The organism is Chitinophaga varians (assembly GCF_014529945.1).
Classification (GTDB): domain Bacteria; phylum Bacteroidota; class Bacteroidia; order Chitinophagales; family Chitinophagaceae; genus Chitinophaga; species Chitinophaga varians.
In genome coordinates, this window is the sequence record NZ_JACVFB010000001.1 from 1,037,635 (window position 1) to 1,059,227 (window position 21,593).

The 21,593-nt window shown below is 54.0% G+C and carries 4 protein-coding genes; 2 read left to right on the top strand and 2 right to left on the bottom strand.

The genetic code is table 11. The annotated features are described in order from the left end of the window. The first annotated feature begins 12 nt into the window (after positions 1 to 12). A complete protein-coding gene (locus ICL55_RS03640; RefSeq protein WP_188094675.1) occupies positions 13 to 18,231 on the top strand; it encodes a non-ribosomal peptide synthase/polyketide synthase in 18,219 nt (6,072 codons plus the stop codon). A 40-nt stretch (positions 18,232 to 18,271) separates the two neighbouring features. After that, positions 18,272 to 19,807 (top strand): S8 family peptidase, encoded by a 1,536-nt coding sequence (locus tag ICL55_RS03645; RefSeq protein WP_188094676.1) that lies wholly within the window; start codon positions 18,272 to 18,274, stop codon positions 19,805 to 19,807. Positions 19,808 to 19,848: 41 nt separating this feature from the next. On the opposite strand, the gene ICL55_RS03650 is transcribed toward ICL55_RS03645, so the two are convergent. Together ICL55_RS03650 and ICL55_RS03655 are read right to left on the bottom strand one after the other, a co-directional pair. Further along, positions 19,849 to 20,814 carry an MlaD family protein gene (locus tag ICL55_RS03650; protein ID WP_188094677.1) on the bottom strand — a complete coding sequence of 322 codons (966 nt, stop codon included), beginning with the start codon at positions 20,812 to 20,814 and terminating at the stop codon, positions 19,849 to 19,851. After that, positions 20,811 to 21,590 carry an ABC transporter ATP-binding protein gene (locus ICL55_RS03655; protein ID WP_188094678.1) on the bottom strand — a complete coding sequence of 260 codons (780 nt, stop codon included), beginning with the start codon at positions 21,588 to 21,590 and terminating at the stop codon, positions 20,811 to 20,813. Before ICL55_RS03655 ends, ICL55_RS03650 begins: the two co-directional genes overlap by 4 nt. Positions 21,591 to 21,593: the final 3 nt, after the last annotated feature.

Sequence of the window (21,593 nt, forward strand, 5' to 3'; positions counted from 1 at the left end):
AAACAACCGTTTATGTCAGATTTTAATTTAATTGACATCGTTGACTTACTGGGAAAGGCGCAGGATTCGGGAATAAAAATATCCTATGACGAAAACGATCTGGTGGTAAAAGTTAACAAAGAGCAGAAGATCGACAGCACCCTGCTAAAGGTGCTGAAGGACAACAAACAGCATCTGATTACCTATTTCAGGCAATACCACCAGCGTACGGCGGCGGTAACGGGAACGGCTATCGCGGCGGCCTCCGGTCGCTCTGCCGAAACTGCCGTGCCTTTATCTTTCAGCCAGGAAAGGCTCTGGATCATCGATCAGCTGGAAGGCAGCGTGGCCTATCACCTGTCGGCCGCCCTCCGCATGGAAGGTGCTTTAGACCGGCGCGCGCTGGAGAGCGCCCTGCGCGAAATCGTTAACCGCCATGAAATTCTGCGCACCGTTATCCGTACCAATGAGGATACGGGCAGGCCATCCCAATATGTGATGGAGAAAGACCAATGGCAACTCACGGTGACAGACGGCGCCCATTGCCTCAATGACCACGCAGCTTTACAGGAAGTCCTGAGAAATTATATCGCTATTCCCTTTGATCTGGCTAATGATCACCTGCTACGCGCGCAACTGATCGTCCTCAAAGGAGATGTTCATATACTGGCACTCACCCTGCATCATATCGTGTCAGACGGCTGGTCCACCGGCATTCTGGTGAGTGAGTTGCAGGCGCTCTATGATGCTTACGCCAACGGATATACGCCACAACTGGCGCCGCTGGAAATACAATATGCCGATTACGCCCTGTGGCAACGCCAACAGCTGGGCAGCAGCGGCCTGCAACAGCAGCTGGACTACTGGAAAAAGCAGCTGTCTGGCGTGGCTCCGCTGGAATTGCCATCGGACTATCCGCGGCCTGCGGTACAAAGTACCCGCGGCGCCACCATCGATTTTACCATCGATCGTTCACTGGCGGAGAAACTGAAACAGCTGACCCGTCAGGAAGACGTTACGCTCTTCATGACATTGCTGGCGGCTTTTAAGGTGCTGTTGTACCGTTATAGCGGTCAGGATGATATCTGCGTGGGAAGCCCCGTGTCCGGCAGAACAAGAGCGGAGATGGAAACACTGATCGGCCTGTTTGTGAACACATTGGCGCTGCGCAGTGATCTGAGCGATCATCCTACTTTCCGCGCGTTGTTACAGCAAATCAAACAGACCACCTTGAGCGCATATGATCATCAGGAGGTGCCGCTCGAGAAAGTAATCGAAACAGTGGTGAAAGGCCGTGATCCCGGCCGTAGTCCGTTGTTTCAGGTAGTGTTTGCCTTACAGAACGCGCCGGTATCTAAAACAGATGCACCCGGTAAGCTGCGGTTGTCTGAAGAGAAAATCGTTACAGAAAGCGCTAAGTTCGATCTTACGCTCATCATGGAAGAAACGAACGAAGGACTGAAAGGCGGCGTGGAGTATTGCGCTGACTTGTTCAGTGCAGCCACCATAGAGGCATTGATTGCACACTTCAAAGAGCTGTTGTTGTCCATCGTGGCCGCACCGGAAGCCCGGATCGACGAGCTGTCGTTGCTGAACAAAGCCGCAGCACAACAATTAATCGACACCTTTAACAATACCCGCGCAGACTTCCCTCTGGATAAAACCGTACTGGACCTGTTCAGCGAGCAGGTAGATGCAAGGCCCGAAGCAGTAGCGGTGAACAGCGCGGCAGGAGCGCTGACTTACGGGGCACTGAATGAACGTTCTAACCGTTTGGCCCACTACCTGCAACAGCAGGGCGTTACAGCCGGCAGCTTCGTGCCTGTATGCCTCGAACGTTCCAATGATCTCGTTGTGGCGATGCTGGCCATTATAAAAACCGGCGCCGCTTATGTACCGGTAGATCCGTCTTATCCGCCGGCGCGTATTCGTTTTATGCTGGAAGATACCGGCGCCACGATCGTCGTTTGTAGTGAAGTGATCGCCACCGGTATAGGAGAGAAGATAAAGCCGGTCATCCCGGCACAGGAGCAGGCAGCCATCGACCGTTGCCCTGCAACGGCGCTGGCCGTGAAACCAACAGCAGAAGGGCTGGTGTATGTGATTTATACGTCCGGCTCTACCGGCAAGCCCAAAGGGGTGATGATAGCACACCGCGGGCTGGCCAATCTGGTGCATTGGCACAATCAGGCTTTCCGCGTGACGGCCGATAGCCGTGCCACGGCTGTTTCCGGCATCGGCTTCGATGCCTTCGGATGGGAGGTGTGGCCTTATCTCGCCACTGGCGCATCTGTTTTCCTCGTGGATGACGACACCCGCATCTTCATACCCGCCCTGGTGGCGTTGCATGTGAAGGAACAAATCACGCATGCTTTTATCTCCACAGCACTGGTGCCCGCGTTTATACAAGCCGGCACCGGAAAGATACAAGACCTGCAATACCTGCTTACCGGCGGTGATAAGCTGCCCGCCACTGATGTGGCACAGTTGTCTTATACGCTGGTTAACAACTACGGCCCTACGGAAAATAGCGTGGTAACGACCAGTTATACGCTGTTGCCTGTAAATGCTGTGGCAACGCCACCTATCGGCTACCCGATCAGCAATACACGGCTATACGTACTGAGCCCGGCCGGCGCTATCTGCCCGGTGGGCGTGGCAGGGGAGATCTGCATCGCCGGGGCCAGCCTGGCGAAAGGCTACCTGAACCTGCCGGTATTGACGGAAGAAAAATTTACGGTGAGCGCCACCGGAGAGCGGATTTACCATACCGGTGACTTAGGCCGCTGGCGCGCAGATGGCGCTGTCGAATACCTGGGACGTATCGACGAACAGGTGAAAGTACGCGGCTACCGCATAGAACCGGGAGAAATTGAAAACGTACTGGTGGCCAGCAAAGGTGCTAAACAAGCGCTGGTACTGGCGAAAGCAGATACGGCAGGACATAAACGGCTGGTGGCTTATGTGGAGGCTGATCATACTTTCGATAAAGATGCAGCCCTTGCGGAAGTGAGAGGCCGTTTACCGGAATACATGGTGCCGGCGGTGATCACTGTATTGGATGAATTCCCATTGACTGCCAACGGTAAGATTGATAAAAGAGCCTTGCCGGAGCCGTCGCTGGAAAGTGCGGCAGCAGCCAGTTATGTGGCGCCACGCAACACGATAGAAGAAGTGCTGGCCACCGTTTGGCAGGAACTGCTGGGCGTACAACAGGTAGGGATATACGATAATTTCTTTGAACTCGGTGGCGATTCTATTATCACTATTCAGGCCGTAGGCCGGATAAGGCGCGCAGGTTATGAGTTGCAGCCAAGAGACATGTTTGTGCATCAACATATCGCCGCGTTGGCCGCTCATATACAAACACATGCCGGTCGCGCTGTTACTGGTGAGCAGGGAACGCTCACCGGCGCCAGCGGCCTGTTGCCTATTCAGCAATGGTTCCTGAATATAGACACCGCTGTGCTGAATCACTTCAACCAGAGCGTATTACTGGGGATAGATAAAAAGGTAGCGCTGGAGGTATTGACACCAGCCATTCAGCAGCTGATCAATCACCACGATGCCTTAAGATTTGTCTATCATCAGCAGGGCAACTTGTGGCAGCAGGAATATGGTCCCTATGAAGGAAAACCGGAAGTAGTTGATCTGCGCAGCGTGGCGGCGGCACAACTGCCGGCGGCCATTACAGCTACCGCCGATCGTTACCAGGCCAGCCTGGACATCAAAGGAACACTGGTGCAGGCTGTATTGATACTGACACCGGAAGCGGAAGTCGCCAACCGGTTGTTTATCGTCGTGCATCACCTCGCAGTGGACGCTGTTTCCTGGCGTATCCTGCTGGAAGATCTGCAACAGCTCTTGCAAGGCCATCAGCCGGAAAGAAAGACTTCCTCTTATCGTCAATGGCAACAGGCATTGGTGGACTATGGTATGTCGCAACGTGGACTGTTGCAGGTGCCTTACTGGGAGAAGGTAGTACAACAACCGCTGAAACTGAAAACAGATAAGATCGTTACCGGCACTGTAACGGTATCGGATATAGGAAGTCATACCGCGCAGTTGAGCGCGGAGATCACCCGACAACTGCTAAAAGATACTTCCAGAGCTTATCATACAGAGATCAATGATGTCCTGCTGACCGCACTGGCACTCACCTTGTCGGCATGGAACAACAATGCTGCGGTGATCGTAGGACTGGAGGGACACGGAAGAGAAGATATCAATAAAAATATCGATACCAGTCGTACGGTCGGATGGTTTACAAACCTGTTTCCCGTATTGCTGGAAACCGGCAACAGCCCACATAAGGGCGATGCGCTGAAAGCGGTGAAAGAGCAGCTGCGGAGCATACCGGACAAAGGTCTGGGTTATGGCGTCCTGAAATATCTGAATAAAATACCAGCGTTGCAGGGAGCTAATCCATGGAACGTGGTTTTCAACTATCTCGGTCAGTCGGATAACCTGAAAGACGAAGTGGGCCTGTTTAGCGGCGCATCTGAATCATCCGGCGCCGATACGGGTCCGGCCTTCCCGTTGCAGGAACTGCTGACCGTGACAGGCCTCGTGAGTGAGGGGCAACTGCGCCTCGACTGGAATTACAGCACGCAGCATTTTGAAGCAGCCACTATCGCACAACTGGCGACGGAGTACCTGTCGCAGCTGGAACAGCTGGTAGCGCATTGCGTAGCAGTGACAACATCCGTGTTCACGCCATCCGACTATGGTTTGGGTGCATGGGTATCCAATGAGGAGCTGGACAACTTCCTCCATGCGCAACATAACGGCGCCCCCCGGCGTGATCAGGTGGACAGTCTGTACCGTCTGAGCGGCCTGCAGGAAGGGATGCTCTTCCACAGCCTCTATGCTGCAGAAGGGGGGACCTACACTGAACAGATGACCGTGGATATAGATGATCTTCAGGTAGATGCCTTTGTAAAAAGCTGGGACCTGCTGCTGGAAAAACATACCATCCTGCGCACGGCTTTTTATTACGACCGGTTCAGCATTCCCGTGCAGTGTGTTTACAAGAAAGTGAAGCTGCCGGTGGAGATACTGGACTATACTGCTTTTGATCAGGAAGAACAGAACAGGTTATACCAGGAGCTGCTGACCACCGACCTGCGTAAGGGTTTTGATTTTACGGAAGCACCGTTGATGCGGTTGACACTGGTACGCCTGCACGAAAACAATTTCCGCATGTTATGGACCTCCCATCACATTCTGTTGGACGGCTGGTCGCTGCCTATTCTGGTAGAAGGCCTGCTGGCAGGATACGACGCCTTGCTCACCGGCAGTGCCCTGCCTTCACTGAAAGAAGATCATTTTGAAGAATACATCCGCTACCTCGACCGCCTGGATAAAGCGGAAGCAGCGCATTACTGGAAAGGATATCTGCACGACCTGAATGAAGCCACCTTGTTACCTTTTATTGGCAACACCACCGCGCGTACCAAAGGCGTGGGGGCTTACCATAACCGAAAACTGGTACTGGACGCATCCTTTACTCAGCAGCTGTCCCGCTTTGCCCAACGACATCATATTACGGTGAACACACTGATGCAGGGCGTATGGGCGTACCTGTTACATGCCTACACCGGTCACCGTAATGTAGCTTACGGTATCACCGTCTCCGGTCGCCCGGACAGCCTGCCCAGCGCTGAAAAAGGCGTGGGGCTGTATATCAATACGCTGCCGCTGCATACCGCAGTGGAGGAAAACAATAACATCATCGAATGGTTGCAGCAGATACAGGCAGGTCAGCTGCATAGCAGGGAACATCAATATAATAATCTGCAAGAGGTACAGCAATGGGCGGGCGTTAACGGAGACCTGTTTGATAGTTCCATCACATTCCAGAACTATCCGGTGAATGAAGTGGTCAATGCGAAAGAGTGGCAACTAAAGGTGAAGCATGTGGAAACGCATCCGCACACCAACTATCCGTTGACCATCATCATTAGTATTTCTACGGAGACAAGTCTGGTATTTGCCTATAACACAGCGCTGCTGGATGATCATTACCTGGAAGCGATTACCGGACATTTTAAACAGGTATTACAGCAGATAGCTACCGGTGTTGCAGAAACCATTCAGGATATTGAACTGCTCACATCCTTCGAAAAGCAACAGCTGCTGAATACCGCTACGGTGGCTTATCCTGCGCATACTACCCTCATCGATATATTTGAAGCACAGGCCGACCGCGTGCCGGAACAGACGGCCGTGCGTTGCGAAGAACTGGTATTGACCTACAGTCAGCTCGATAAGCGGGCTACCCGGCTGGCACACTATCTCCGTGGCAAAGGGGTGACTACCGGCTCACTGGTACCTTTATACCTGGAACGGTCTGCCGATATACTGGTGGCACTGCTGGGCATTCTGAAAGCAGGTGGCGCCTATGTGCCCATCGATCCGGATTTCCCGGCAGAACGGGTGGCCTTTATGCTGTCGGATACAGAAGCCAACGTGATCGTTACCAACACCGCCTGCGCGGGCAAACTGCCATTGGCAGGCCAACAGGTGATAACGCTCGACGGGGACGCTGCGGTACTGGACACCATGCCTGCTACACGCATCGCACGGGAATGGATACACGGACAGCCGGTATATGTGATTTATACTTCCGGCAGTACCGGTAATCCCAAAGGGGTGATCGTTACCCATCAGAATCTGATGGATTATGTATATGGCCTGAAACATGCATTGCCACTGGAAGAGAGCCGTTCTTTCGGCCTCATGTCCAGCATCGCTACCGACCTGGGTAATACCGTCGTGTTTGGCGCATTGGCCACCGGTGGGGCATTGCATGTCTTCACCAAAGATGCGGTAAATGATGCCGAGAGGATCGCGGCGTACTTTGCAGCGCATCCGGTAGACTGTATTAAAATTGTGCCATCGCACTGGAAAGCTTTGTCGTTGCCAGGCAACCTGTTGTTGCCCCGGAAGTTGCTCATTTTTGGAGGAGAGGCGCTGGATGCCGGCGTTATCGCGGCTATCCGGGCATCAGGCAACAACTGCACCGTGGTGAACCACTACGGCCCAACGGAAACGACTATCGGAAAACTGGTCCATATTGTTCAGCCGGAAAACGTGTACGAGCAACAGGTACCAATCGGTAAACCATTCTCCAATACACGCATATATGTGGTGTCTCCAACCGGAAAATTGAGCCCTGTGGGTGTTCCGGGAGAACTGTACATCGGCGGTGATGGGGTGGCTGCGGGCTATCTGCATCAGGAAGCGCTGACCAGCGAGAAGTTCGTAACCGACCGTTTCCTGCCCGGCGTTTCCTCCTTGTTGTATCGCACCGGCGACCTGGTAAAATACCTGCCGGACGGCAATATCCTCTTCCTGGGCCGTGCAGACGACCAGGTGAAAATCCGCGGCTACCGCGTAGAATTAGGGGAGATAGAGAACGCACTCGTGAAGAGCGGTCTCACAGAACAGGCGGTCGTGCTGGCGAAGCCTGACCGCAACGGTGATAAACGCCTCGTCGCTTATATCCTGCGGGGTAGCGGAGCAGATAAAGAAACATTACAGGCGTATGTGAAAAACGAATTGCCTGATCATATGCATCCGGCGTTGTGGTCGATCGTGGATAGCTTCCCGTTGATGGCCAACGGTAAGGTAGACCGCAAAGCGTTGCCGGACCCGGATGAGACCATCGAAGCACAACAGGGATATGTGGCGCCCGAAACAGCCACGGAGAAAAAGCTCGCCGCCATCTGGTCGGTGTTGCTGGAAGTAGACGAGGTAGGGCTGCATGATGATTTCTTCGCCCTCGGTGGCCACTCCCTGCTGGCCATCCGCCTGATCTCCGCTATCCGTAAACAAATGGAAGCGGAAGTAACGATCGGCGATGTGTTTGATTATCCTACGGTAGCTGCATTGGCCGCTCAACTGGCGCAACGGACAGCACAGCCTGCCGCTGCGGCAATCGTTAAAAAAGAAAGGCCGGCCCGCATTCCGTTGTCTTTCAGCCAGGAAAGGCTCTGGTTCATCGACCGCATGGAAGGCAGCGTACACTATCACGTGCCGGCAGTACTACGACTGAAAGGCGCGCTGGACACAGTAGCACTGGCCACTGCGCTGAAGACGATCATCGAGCGCCATGAAGTGCTCCGTACCGTGATAGCGCATGACGGTGCCGAAACCTGGCAACGCGTGCTGCCGGCAAACGACTGGCAGTTACAGATCATCGCCGGCACTGCATCGATGGCCGAAAGTGCCCTGGAGGACTATATCGCCCGTTTGGTGAACGCGCCCTTCGATCTTGCTAACGACTATATGTTGCGCGCACACCTGATCGCCAGACAACGGGAAGAATACGTGCTGGTGGTCACCCAGCACCATATTGCCTCTGATGCCTGGTCCACCGGTATTATCGTGAATGAACTGGTGGAGCTGTACGATGCGCTGACGACAGGCCGTACACCTTCGTTGCCGGAACTGGGCATCCAATATGCCGACTTTGCGATATGGCAACGGGAATATCTTGCTGGCAGCGTATTACAGGATAAACTCACCTACTGGAAAAATAAACTGTCCGGCACTACTACGTTGCAGCTTCCCACGGATTTCCCGAGACCCGCTGTACAAAGTACCCGCGGCAGCATGTATTCGTTTAGGTTTGACCGTGAGTTGTCCGCTGCTTTGCAGGCATTGTCACAACAACAGGGCACTACTTTGTTTATGACGCTGCTGGCGGCCTTTAAAGTATTGTTGTGCCGCTACAGCGGACAGGAAGATATCTGTGTAGGCGTGCCCGTTGCCGGCAGAACGCGGCAGGAAACAGAAGGACTGATCGGGTTCTTCATCAATACGCTGGCGCTGCGCAGTGATCTGGGCAATGATCCTGCGTTTACTACGTTGTTGCAACAGGTGAAGCAGACCACCCTGGGCGCTTACGAGCAACAGGAAGTACCTTTTGAGCAGGTGGTGGATGCTGTGGTGAGAGAAAGGGATATCAGCCGTACGCCGCTGTTCCAGGTGATGTTCGTTTTACAGAACGCTCCTGAAGAAGCAGACCTGAAGCTGGGTGAACTGGCGCTGGCGCAGCAGGAAAGCGCGCATACCACTTCCCGGTTTGACCTGAGCTGGTCGGTGATAGAGGGCGCTAATGGTTTGATGGGCAGTGTAGAATATTGTGTGGACCTGTTCCATGAATCTACGATTCAGCGCATGGTGGCGCATTTTGAGCAACTGCTCCGTGCCATTGTGCAGACGCCGGGCATAGCGATAGAGGAGCTGACGCTCGTGACAACGGAAGAAACAGTACAGCTGCTACATGCGTTCAATCAAGCCCCGGTGGCTTACCCTGCCGAAGATACGATGCTGTCATTGTTTGCCACACAGGTGGCCATGCGGCCGAATTCAACAGCGCTGGCATCTGCCACAACTTCCGTAACCTATAAAACACTGGATGAAAGAAGCAGCCAGTTGGCGCATTACCTGTTGGGGCAGGGCGTAAAAGCAGGCGACCGGGTGCCGGTATGCCTGGAACGCTCTCCCGATATCGTGTTGGCGATGCTGGCCATCATGAAGGCTGGTGCAGCTTATGTGCCGGTAGACCCGGCTTATCCGTTGGACCGTATCCGTTATATGCTGCATGATAGCGGCGCCACTGTGCTGATCACGGATAGTGAATCCAATAGCAGTTTACCGGAAATGGATTTGCTGACCATCATTCGGCTGGATGTGGACCGGGAGACGATCAACCGATATAAATCTACCGCCGCGCTGCCGGAAGTAACACCGGGTCATGTGGCCTATCTGATCTATACTTCCGGGTCTACCGGTCAGCCGAAAGGCGTGATCGTGCCACATCGTGGCTTAAGTAACCTCATACACTGGCATCAGGAAGCTTTCCGCGTGAACGCGCACAGCAGGGCCACGGCTGTTTCCGGCGTGGGCTTCGACGCCTTCGGCTGGGAAGTATGGCCTTACCTGGCAACAGGCGCCTATGTGTACCTGTCCGATAATGATACCCGTGTACTCATGCCATCGCTGATTGCCTTGCATCGTCAGCAGGGCTTTACACACGCCTTTATCTCCACAGCGCAGGTACAGGAATTTATCCGTGCGGCAGCAGACAAAATATTACCGTTACAGTATTTATTGACCGGCGGTGATCAGCTGCCGGCAACAGATATCAGTGGTCTGTCCTATAAAATCATTAACAACTACGGCCCTACGGAGAACAGTGTAGTGGCCACCTGGTATGAACTGTCGGCTGCGGATAAAGACCGCGCGCCGGTGATCGGCCGTCCGGTCAGCAATACCAGGGTGTATATCCTTAACCGTCGTGAAAAACTGTGCCCGGCAGGTATTGCCGGCGAAATATGCCTCGCCGGCGATAGCCTGGCATTGGGCTACTTTGGCCGCCCCGATCTGACACAGGAGAAATTTGTGGCAGACCCATTCCATGCCGGTGCACGGATGTACAAAACGGGAGACCTCGGCCGGTGGCTGCCGGATGGCACCATCGAATACCTGGGCCGCCTCGATGAACAGGTGAAAGTACGTGGTTATCGTATTGAGCTGGGCGAAATAGAAAGCGCCCTGGCTGCCAGCGGACAGGTACAGCAGGCTGTTGTGGTAGCGCGCAAAGACCATGAAGGCAACCGTCAACTGGTGGCTTATGTGGTGCCCACCGATGATTACCAGAAGCCAGATACCGTCGCTTTCCTGAAAAAACGATTGCCGGATTATATGGTGCCAGCCTTGTGGGTAACGCTGGACAAGCTGCCATTGACCGCTAACGGTAAAATTGATAAAAACGCCCTGCCGGCGCCGGATATGAATAGCATTTCGGCCAACGCGTACGTGGCGCCCCGCAATACGACGGAAGAGACATTGGCGGCCATCTGGCAGGAAGTATTAGGACGACAACGCATAGGAATACACGACAATTTCTTTGAATGCGGTGGCAACTCCCTGCAGGTGGTGCGCCTTATTGCACTGGTAAGAAGCCGTTTACAGGTAGAAGTGCCTATCCGGACGGTCTTCGCACATCCTACCGTGGCACAACTGGCCAGCTGGTTGTCCTCCACAGCAGGCATACAGCCGTCAGCGCCGGCACTGACGGTACAGACCAGAGGTCAGCGGATTCCGTTGTCCTTCAGCCAGGAGCGGCTGTGGTTCATTCATCAGCTGGAAGGCAGCGTCCAATATCATATCCCGCAATTGTTACAGCTGCATGGGGCGTTGAATGTCTCTGCGCTGGAACGTAGCTTGCAGGCGCTGGTCAACCGCCATGAAGTGCTCCGCTCTGTGATGCTGGAAGAAGATGGCGTGGTGTATCAACAAATACAACCCACTGACACCTGGAAGCTGAACGTGATAGATAACGCAGCTGACTATACGAATGAAGCCACCAGAGAAGCCTGGCTGGGCGCCCTGGTGCGCGCACCATTCGATCTGTCGCGTGATCATCTGCTGCGGGCGCATCTGCTGCGTATCGACCATCACAAACATCTGCTGGTGCTGGTGATTCACCATATCGCGGCCGACGGCTGGTCCATGGGAATCGCTACCCGTGAGGTGATGGCACTGTACAACGCCTATGCAGGCGGCGAACAGGCGCAGCTGCCGGCACTGCCGTTGCAGTATGCGGATTTCGCTATCTGGCAACGGGCGCGGCTCTCCGCCGAAACGCTGGACCGCAAACTGGCGTGGTGGAAAAACAAGATGGAGGATGTGGCGCCGCTGGAGCTGCCTACCGACTTTACGCCGCCGTCGACCATCAGCATGAAAGGAGCGAGGCTGGGTGTCAGCCTGCCTAAAACGCTCGGCCGGCAATTGCAGCAACTGGCGCTGCAACAGGATGCGACGCTTTACATGGTATTGCTCTCAGCCTTTAAAGTATTGCTGCACCGCTATAGCGGACAAAATGACATCAGCGTAGGTACGTCTGCCGCCGGCAGAACACAACAGGAAACACAACACCTCATCGGTTTCTTCATCAATACGCTGGCCCTGCGCAGTGACTTAGGCAATAATCCGGCCTTTACCGACCTGCTGCAGCAGGTAAAACATACCACCCTCGACGCCTTCGATCATCAGGAAGTGCCGTTTGAGAAAATAGTGGAAGCCGTCGTAAAAGACCGCGACCCCAACAGAAGGCCGCTATTCCAGGTGATGTTTGTAATGGACAATACACCGTCCTCCCCCGATTTTCAGTTGCACAACCTGACATTGGCGCCGGAAGAAATCACGCACACGACTGCACGCTTCAACATCATCCTCTCTATGACGGAAGACAGTGAAGGCGGCTTACACGCGGCGGTGGAATATGCGATGGACCTTTTCCGCGAAGAAACCATCCGGCGGATGTTGGCCCATTTTGAGACATTGTTGGAAGCAATTGTGGCCAAACCGCAGGAGAAAATCGACCAGCTGGCGTTGTTGACCGGTGAAGAAACGCAACAGCAGCTGGCAGCATTAAGACAGACCGTCCACTACCCACGGCAGCAAACATTCCTGCACTGGTTTGAAGCGGCTGCCCGCCATCATTCCGACAGTAACGCGCTGGCCTTTGAAGGGCAGCTGCTGACCTGGAAGGCGCTTGATCATCGTTCCGCCTCGCTGGCGCATTACCTGCGCAGCAAAGGGGTAGGTGCTGATGTGCTGGTACCGGTATGCGTGGACCGCTCGCTGGACATGCTGGTGGCGGTGATGGGGATCCTGCGTGCCGGCGGTGCCTATGTGCCCGTGGAACCGGATTTCCCGGCAGAAAGGATCAAATATATGTTGCAGGACACCAGGGCTACCGTGATGGTCAGCCTTGGCCGCCACCGCGATATCATACCGGCGGTAGAAGGGCTTGAAGTCATCTTCCTCGATGAACAGCAACATATCATCAACGGCTATACGACAACACAACAGCTGGAATTGCCCACGCCGTCGTCTGTCGCCTATGTGATCTATACCTCCGGTAGTACCGGTACGCCCAAAGGCGTGAAGGTGACCCATCACAACCTGGCAGACTATATCACTGGCTTAAGAGCGCACCTGCCGATCGATGAATGCCATTCATTCGGCCTGTTGTCCAGCATCGCTACGGACCTTGGCAATACCGTGCTCTTTGCTGCATTGTCTATCGGTGCTACGTTGCACCTGTTCTCCAAAGACACGATCAACGATGCGCAGAAAGTGCTGTCTTATTTTGAAAGACATGAAATAGATTGTATCAAGATAGTGCCTTCACACTGGAAGGCCTTGTCTGAACCCGAGCAGCTGCTGCTGCCGGCGAAGCTGCTGATCTTTGGCGGCGAGGCGCTGGAAAGCAGCGTGGTAGACGCTATCCATGCTGCCCATGCAGAATGTGTGGTGGTGAACCACTATGGGCCCACGGAAACCACGATCGGTAAACTGTTGCATATCGTGAACGCACACACGGAATATGGCGCCTTTATCCCCGTGGGAAAACCGTTCTCCAATACCCGGGTGTATGTACTCAACGCTGAAAGACAGCTTTGTCCTGTGGGTGTTCCCGGTGAACTCTACATTGGCGGCGAAGGTGTGGCAGCAGGTTATTTGCATAACGAGGCACTGACGGCCGACCGGTTTGTGGCGGACCCTTTTACCACCAATCCTGCTGATTGGCTGTACCGTACCGGTGACCGCGTGAAGCTCCTGCCTGACGGCAATATTCTCTTCCAGGGACGTATAGATGATCAGGTGAAGATACGCGGCTACCGCGTGGAGCCCGGAGAAATTGGCCGGGTGCTGGAACAGTGCCCTGGCGTGGTGCAGGCCGTCGTGATTGCCCGTGAAGATAATACCGGCAACAAACGCCTCCTTGGGTATGTGGTGCCGGCAGGCGACTTCGACGAAGAAGCGGTGCTCGCTCAGCTGCGCGCGCAACTGCCCGATTATATGGTGCCTGCCATCCTCACACCGCTCGAAGCCTTCCCGATGCTGGCCAACGGCAAAATTGATAAACGCGCATTGCCCGACCCGGACAAGGCACTGGCAGACACCAACGCGTTTGCAGCACCAACAACGGCCGTACAACGAGGCCTGGCAGCTATCTGGGAGAAACTGCTGGAAGTGGACCAGGTAGGGCTGCACGACGATTTCTTCGCCCTCGGCGGACATTCTCTGTTGGCCATCCGCCTCATCTCCGCAATCAGAAAACAACTGCAGCTGGAAGTGACCATTGGTGATGTGTTTGATCATCCTACCATCGGCGGACTGGCTGTATTGCTGGAATCCCGTAAAGGCACGGCACAGGCGCCGGACCTCCTGCGGAAGGAAAGGCCGGCCAACATCCCGTTGTCTTTCAGCCAGGAACGGTTGTGGTTCATTGACCAGGTGGAAGGCAGTCTGCATTATCATCTGCCTACGGTGCTGCGACTGAAAGGACCGCTCGACACTGATGCGCTGGCCCGCTCTGCGCAAGCCATCATTAATCGTCATGAAGTGCTGCGCACCGTGATAACCTCCAGCGACGGACAGTCATGGCAACACATCCTGCCGCAGGACCGCTGGCGCATGGAGATATACGAAGAGCCTGCCTTCAGAAAAGATACGACCGCCCTCCATGCTTTTGTGGAGGAGCTGATCACCACGCCTTTTGATCTGTCGGCAGACCATATGCTCCGGATACAGCTGATTGTGCTCAGCAGGGAGGAACACATCCTGGTAGCCACGCTGCATCACATTGCATCTGACGGCTGGTCCACCGGTGTCCTGGTAAAAGAACTGGCCGCTTTCTATGAGGCGTTTGCGGCCGGCCGTGAGCCGGAACTGGCGCCGCTGGAACTCCAATATGCTGATTATGCCATCTGGCAGCGGGAACATCTCTCCGGTGAGGTACTGGCTAAACAGCTGGGCTACTGGGAACAGAAACTGTCCGGCGTAGCAGCGTTGCAGCTACCACTGGACTACCCCCGTAGTGCGGTGCAAAGCAACCGGGGTGCTACCACTACGTTTATGCTGGACCGTGAGTTGTCTGACCAGCTGCATGCCCTCGCCAAACAGGAAGGCGCTACCATCTTTATGACGCTGCTGGCTGCCTTCCAGGTATTACTGTATCGCTACAGCGGTCAGGACGACATCTGCGTGGGCAGTCCCATCGCAGGCCGTACCCGGCAGGAGCTGGAAGGACTGATCGGTTTCTTCATCAATACATTATCGCTGCGAAGTGATATGAGCGCGAACCCTTCCTTTACCGCGTTGCTGCAACAGGTGAAACAAACCACCCTCGATGCCTACGCCCATCAGGAAGTACCTTTTGAGAAAATAGTGGAGGTGGTGGCGAAAGACAGAGACCTTAGCCGTAACCCTATCTTCCAGGTAGCGCTCGTGCTGCAAAATCTGCCCGATGTGCCGGAACTGAAGCTCGGTGAGCTCATCATGACCGAAGAAGGAGCGGAGCATACCACTGCCAAACTGGACCTGACCGTATTATTCCGCGAAGGCCCCGAAGGACTCGGCGCCAGCGTGGAATATTGTGCAGACCTGTTCCATGCCAGCACCATCGAGCGGATGATGTCTCAGTTCAAACGGCTGCTGCAGGCCATTGTAAATGCGCCGCAGACACCGGTGGCAGCGCTGCCGCTGCTGGACGCTGCAGATGAAAAGGTGTTGCTGGAAGACTTTAATAACACGGCTATCGCATATCCGGCTGATCAGACCATCGTGCAGCTGTTTGCCGTGCAGGCACGCCAACGGCCCAACGATATTGCTGTATTGTTCCGGGAAGAGAAGATCACCTACCGGGAACTGGATGAATGGTCCGACAGGCTGGCGTTGTATCTGCAACAACAGGGCGTGAAGGAAGAAATGATGGTGCCGGTATGTATCCCGCGTTCACCGGAAATGATGGTGGCCATCCTCGCTATCCTGAAAGCCGGCGGCGCTTATGTACCGCTGGACCCGGACTATCCGGCAGAAAGGATTTCCTTCATGCTGGAGGAAAGCAATAGTCATATATCCCTCACCGTTAGCCCGTATGTGGCGCGCCTGGAAGCAGAAAGACCGGAAATGACGCATCTCTGCATCGGTGAGTTGTATAAAATACTGCCGCCTTATCAGGAAGGCGTTGTACAGAATAAGCTCAACGCAGGCAGCCTCGCTTATGTAATGTACACCTCCGGTTCAACCGGCAAGCCGAAAGGCGTGCTGGTGACCCATCGGAACGTGACCAGCCTCGTGATGCAGCCTAACTATGTGTCGCTGCAACCAACCGACGCCATCCTGTCGGCCGGCTCACTGTCCTTCGACGCTACCACCTTTGAATACTGGGGCGCGTTGCTCAACGGTGGCCGCCTGGTGCTCAGTCCCGAAAACAACCTGCTGGATACAGAAGTATTGAAGCAGGAGTTGTACGGAAAACAGGTGACGGTACTGTTTATCACCACCGGCTGGTTCAATCAGCTGGTAGATACAGATGTGAGCGTATTCGCCCATCTGCATGCGATCCTCACCGGTGGCGAGAAAATGTCGGAGAAACATGTGGTCCGTTTCAGAACGGCTTACCCGGACATCAGGATCAGTAACATCTACGGACCTACGGAGAACACCACGTTCTCCCTGAGTTATCCTATTCATGAGAAAGGCCTTACCGTCAATACGCCCATTGGTATGCCGCTGAACAACCGTACCGCCTATATCCTCGATGCTGCGTTGCAGCTGGTGCCGGTAGGCGTGGCCGGAGAACTGTATGTAGGCGGCGATGGCGTGGCGCGTGGTTATCTCAACCGGGAAGAACTAACGGCAGAACGCTTTATCCCTCATCCATTCAGCAAAACACCGGGTGATCGTCTCTATAAAACCGGTGACATGGCCCGCTGGCGCCCCAATGGCGCGGTGGAATACCTCGGCCGCCAGGACGATCAGGTGAAAGTACGCGGTTTCCGTATCGAGCTGGGTGAAGTAGAAAGTGTGCTGCTGCAATATCCACACGTCAGTCAAACGGTGGTCATCGCGAAAGCAGGAGAAAACGGTAACAAACGCCTGCTGGGATACATTGTGCCTAAAGGTGATTTTGAAAGAGATAAGCTGGTGGCATGGCTGAGAGAACGCCTGCCGGATTATATGATGCCTTCTTACCTGATACCGCTGGAGAAACTGCCGATGACCGTTAACGGCAAGGTGGATAAAAAAGCGCTGCCCGACCCGGATACCATTATTCAATCCAGCCAGGACTACGTAGCGCCTGCCACACCTACAGAAAAAGCGCTGGCCGACTTCTGGAAAGAGCAGCTGGAGATGGAAAGAGTGAGCATCCACGATAACTACTTCGAGGCCGGTGGTAACTCGTTGCTGGCTATCCACCTGATTGCGCTGATCCGTAAACAGCTGGCCGGCGAAATTTCCATCAGCGATATCTTCGATTATCCTACTATCGCGGAACTGGCGAATGTGCTGGACCAGCGTGCTACGGCTAAAGTCAATGCCGCGGGACTGGTCGGTGGCTTCCATGGCAATCCGCATATTCTCCCGCTGAATAATGGTCCGCAGGCGTCACCACTCTTTTTCCTGCCCGGTGGTAATGGTATCTGTGAAGGCTATACGGTATTAGGCGCTGCACTGGAAGATGTCGGTGTGCTCTATGGCCTGCAGATGATGGGCATCTTCGACGGTGAAAAACCGCTGGACAATGTGCCTGCCATCGCTACACAGAACATTGCGTGGATGAAGTCCGTACAACCGGAAGGCCCGTACCGGCTGATAGGCCACTCCCTCGGTGGCCAGGTGGCCTACGAAATGACGCGGCAGCTGGAGCAACTCGGCGACAAGGTGGAAGCGCTCTTTATCCTGGACACACATGTAGCGCCTAAACGCAGTGTGCTGGATAACGATACGCTTTATAACTCCCTGCTGGAAGCCTTTGAAGTATATAAGATCGCCGTTAAGCCGTATCCGGAATGGGTGAAAGCCCTGAAGCCGGCCATAGCCGGACTGGAACCGAAGGCTGTCATTCCATTCGTGCTGGAATACCTGAAAGAACAGGTGCCCGAAGAAAAGGAACACCTGGGCTTCGTGATGCGTATGTTCGATATGGCCACCCACAGCTTGTTTATGGAATACACCGTTACCGGTAAGGCAGATACCGCCCTGACAGTCATCCGTGCAGAAGACAGAAGCGTCACCGATAACGATGACAGCCTCGGATGGGCGCCCTTCGGTACCCGCGCTGCTGCGATGACGGCACCAGGCGATCACATCTCCATGACGAAGGAGACCGGAGCGGCCACTGTAGCACTACATATCAAGACACAATTAAATCATATCTAAAACCCAAACCCAAATCCTCATCATTAAAGCAAACCCTCACATGAAAATTGTTAATTTATTTGCAGCTTGTATGCTCTTCGCCACGTTTATGTCCTGTAAAAGAGGAGAGTCCGTCCTGCAGGGTGGCCAACCTTCGGCCACAGAAGGCGTCGTACCAAAATCTGTTATCAATGGACTGGTATTTGAACAACTCAACAAAACGGGTCGCTTCGACTGGAAAATGGTCAACGACAGCGTTGTATGGAGCGCACTGGTACAGGGCGACAGCATCCTGTCTGTTGGTTTCCAGCCCGCCGGCACTGCTGAACTCAGCCAGGAAATCGACAAAATCAATGTTAATGCCGGCAACTGGCAGGATGCACGGCAGCAGGTGTTAAACCTGATCACCGAAACGGAACAGTTTAAAGGTGATGCTAAACAGGAAAAAGGACTGGTGACTTATCAGTCTCCCAAACTGCCGGTGTTTTATGTAAAAGCCAGCCGCTTTGCCACCGTCAAAGCGCTCCGCGCTTCTGCGCTGGTAAGATATGCTGAGCCGGTAGGATATGCCCGCTATATGCAGGTGAAACCCGCTTCCGGTGGCGCATCAGGAAGCTCGCTGCTTACTTTTGGCTGCGACTCCAACCTGGCCAATACGTCACTGGTTCCCGGTGTCGACTATACGAATATCACCCCCGGCGCCAAACAATCGTGGAACTATGTCAATCATAATATTCCACAGGCGTGGACACAGTCCACCGGCGCCAACGTCAAGATCATGCTGATTGATACCGGCGTAAGCCCTACGCAGGACAATCTCGGCAGCAACTTCAATCAGGGCGCTTCCTCTGGCCGTACTATCACTAAAATAGCCACCTGGCCTGGTGGTACCCCTGCTGATGTATGCGGCCACGGTACCAAAATGGCCGGTGTAATAGCAGCACCACGTGGTGTGAGCGGCAGCAGCGCCGGTATCGCTTACAATGCCAGCCTGGTGACCGTTCATGCAGCAGAAAACGTGGTGATCCTGTCGCCCGAGTCTGTACAGGGTATCGGTGACGCCTATGTGATCGGCGGTGATGATGCCAACATCAAAATCATCAGCATGAGCATGGGCTCTCTGTTTTCTTTCGGTCACGTAACGGACGGTATCCGCTATGCTTACAACAAAGGTAAACTGATGTTCTGCGCAGCAGGTACCACCAACTCTACTTTCGGGCCTTTCCTCGGCGTGGTATATCCGGCTACGATGCCGGAAGTACAGGCAGTGACCGGCGTGAAAGACAACGGCACTTCTCCTTGTGAAGACTGTCACTCCGGTCGTGAAGTGGCTTTCGATATCATCATGGAAAAATCCACTACCGGCAGAAATCCGCTTACTACGGCGGCTACCGGCGATGCGCCGTCAACAGTGGGTGGCTCTTCTGTGGCTACTGCCAGCGCTGCGGGCATCGCTGCACTGGTGTGGAGCAAATATCCCACCTATTCCCGCGACAGCATCGTGGCACGTTTGCGTCGCGCGTCCAGCTTCTATAACAACAAACATGGTCAGCTGGGCTGGGGCGTGATAGATGCCCAGAAAGCTGTAGGAAATTGATTCGTTCAGTGGTCAGCTATAGGAACTGGTGCCTTCGGGCATCAGTTCCCCTTCTTTTTAAAGTAACCGCGGAACAGGAAATTGTGCCGCACGGCTTCCAGGTCTTCTTTGAGTTTGATACTGGAAGAATCGATATTGTTAAGCGTACTGCGTAAATGTTCAGCTGCCGCTTCGTCATTCAACAGCACACCAGTCACGCCCTGCCGGCTGTTCAACGACTCACTGGCTTTTTTCAGGTTTTTGGAAAACAGCACCAGCGTATCCATGGTCGCTTTTAATTGGGTGATGCTTTTGCTGATGTTTTCATAACTGGTGGTATCGGTCAGAAGATTGTTGACCAATGTACCGGAGCGATTGAGCCGGGTGGAGAAAGCCGAAAGATTGTCCATGACTTTACCGCTGCCGGTATGGATTTGCGCCATGGCGCCTTTGGCGTCCTGCAGCGTATATTGCAGGTTGCCTGCCATCACCGAATCATTGAGCAAGGCGGTGAGCGTGCCTTTACCGGTCAGTATCCGTTGACTCACATCTCTGAGATTTTTGGTGATCTGCACTAAATTTTTACTGGCGGAATCCAGTACGTCCATCATATCACTGGCGCCTGCATTGCCTCGCAGATAACCGTTGTCGGCGATAAGGGGAGTGGCCGCAGCACCGCCGGAAATCGTGATGATCTTGTTGCCAATCAGTCCATCTGTGCCCAGTTTGGTATAGGAATCCTGATGGATGTGTTTTCTGGCTTTTGTTTCGATACTCATCGTCACCAGTACCCGGCCATCATCGGTGAGGTCAATACTTTTGATGATACCGATCTTTACGCCGGCAAACCATACATTGTCGCCCACTTTCAGCCCGTTGACATCAGGCAGGATGGTCTTCACCGGGAATTTTCTCTCAAATGATTTATGTTGTTCTCCCAGCATTAATACGCCGGCAACCAGTATAATGACCGCCAGTACCGAGAAGATGCCTACAATAATCAGCTGTCTGTTTTTACCCGCTTTCATGAGTCCTCGATGAAATTGTAGTCATAGAATTTTTTTGCTTCTTCATTACCGTTCTGAAATACTTCCTCAAAAGATCCCTCCATACAGAATTTGCCATCTGCAATCAACGCTACCCGGTCGCCGGTGGTTTTGGCACAGGTGAGGTCATGTGTGATGATGACCGCGCTGGTCTGATATTTTTGTTGTACTTCGTTGATCAACTTGTTGATATCACCGGAGGTGACAGGGTCCAATCCGGCGGTGGGCTCGTCGTACAGCATAATGTCCGGATGCAGTATCAGCGTGCGGGCAATGCCCACTCTCTTTTTCTGCCCGCCTGATAGCTCCGCAGGCATTTTATCGATCGAGTCCTTCAGGTCCATGTTTTCCAGCACCTCACGAATGGCCGCCTCCCTTTCATCCGGGGAGAGGTCCGGGCTGTTCCTCACCAACGGAAACTCCAGGTTTTCGCGCACCGTCATGCTGTCGTATAATGCGCTGCCCTGATAGAGGAAGCCTATTTTCAACCGTAGCTCCTGTAGCTCCCTGGAAGAGAGCTGGTCTATTTCTTCTCCCGCTACCTCTATCGTACCGCTGTCGGGCTTTAATATTCCTGCAATGAGTTTGATCAATACAGATTTACCGGTGCCTGAACGGCCCAGTACGACTACGTTTTCCCCTTTGTACAGGTCAAGGTCCATGCCGGTCAGCACATCCAGGGTGTCAAAAGATTTGTACAGTCCGCGTATGCGGATGACCGCGTTTTGTTTATCTATATTGACGGTTGCTTTTCTCATGAG

Excerpts from the sequence above, each read along its gene's own strand:
- ICL55_RS03645 (WP_188094676.1), top strand. The coding sequence starts at position 18,272 with ATGAAAATTGTTAATTTATTTGCAGCTTGTATGCTCTTCGCCACGTTT.
- ICL55_RS03650 (WP_188094677.1), bottom strand. The coding sequence starts at position 20,814 with ATGAAAGCGGGTAAAAACAGACAGCTGATTATTGTAGGCATCTTCTCG.
- ICL55_RS03655 (WP_188094678.1), bottom strand. The coding sequence starts at position 21,590 with ATGAGAAAAGCAACCGTCAATATAGATAAACAAAACGCGGTCATCCGC.
- ICL55_RS03640 (WP_188094675.1), top strand. The coding sequence starts at position 13 with ATGTCAGATTTTAATTTAATTGACATCGTTGACTTACTGGGAAAGGCG.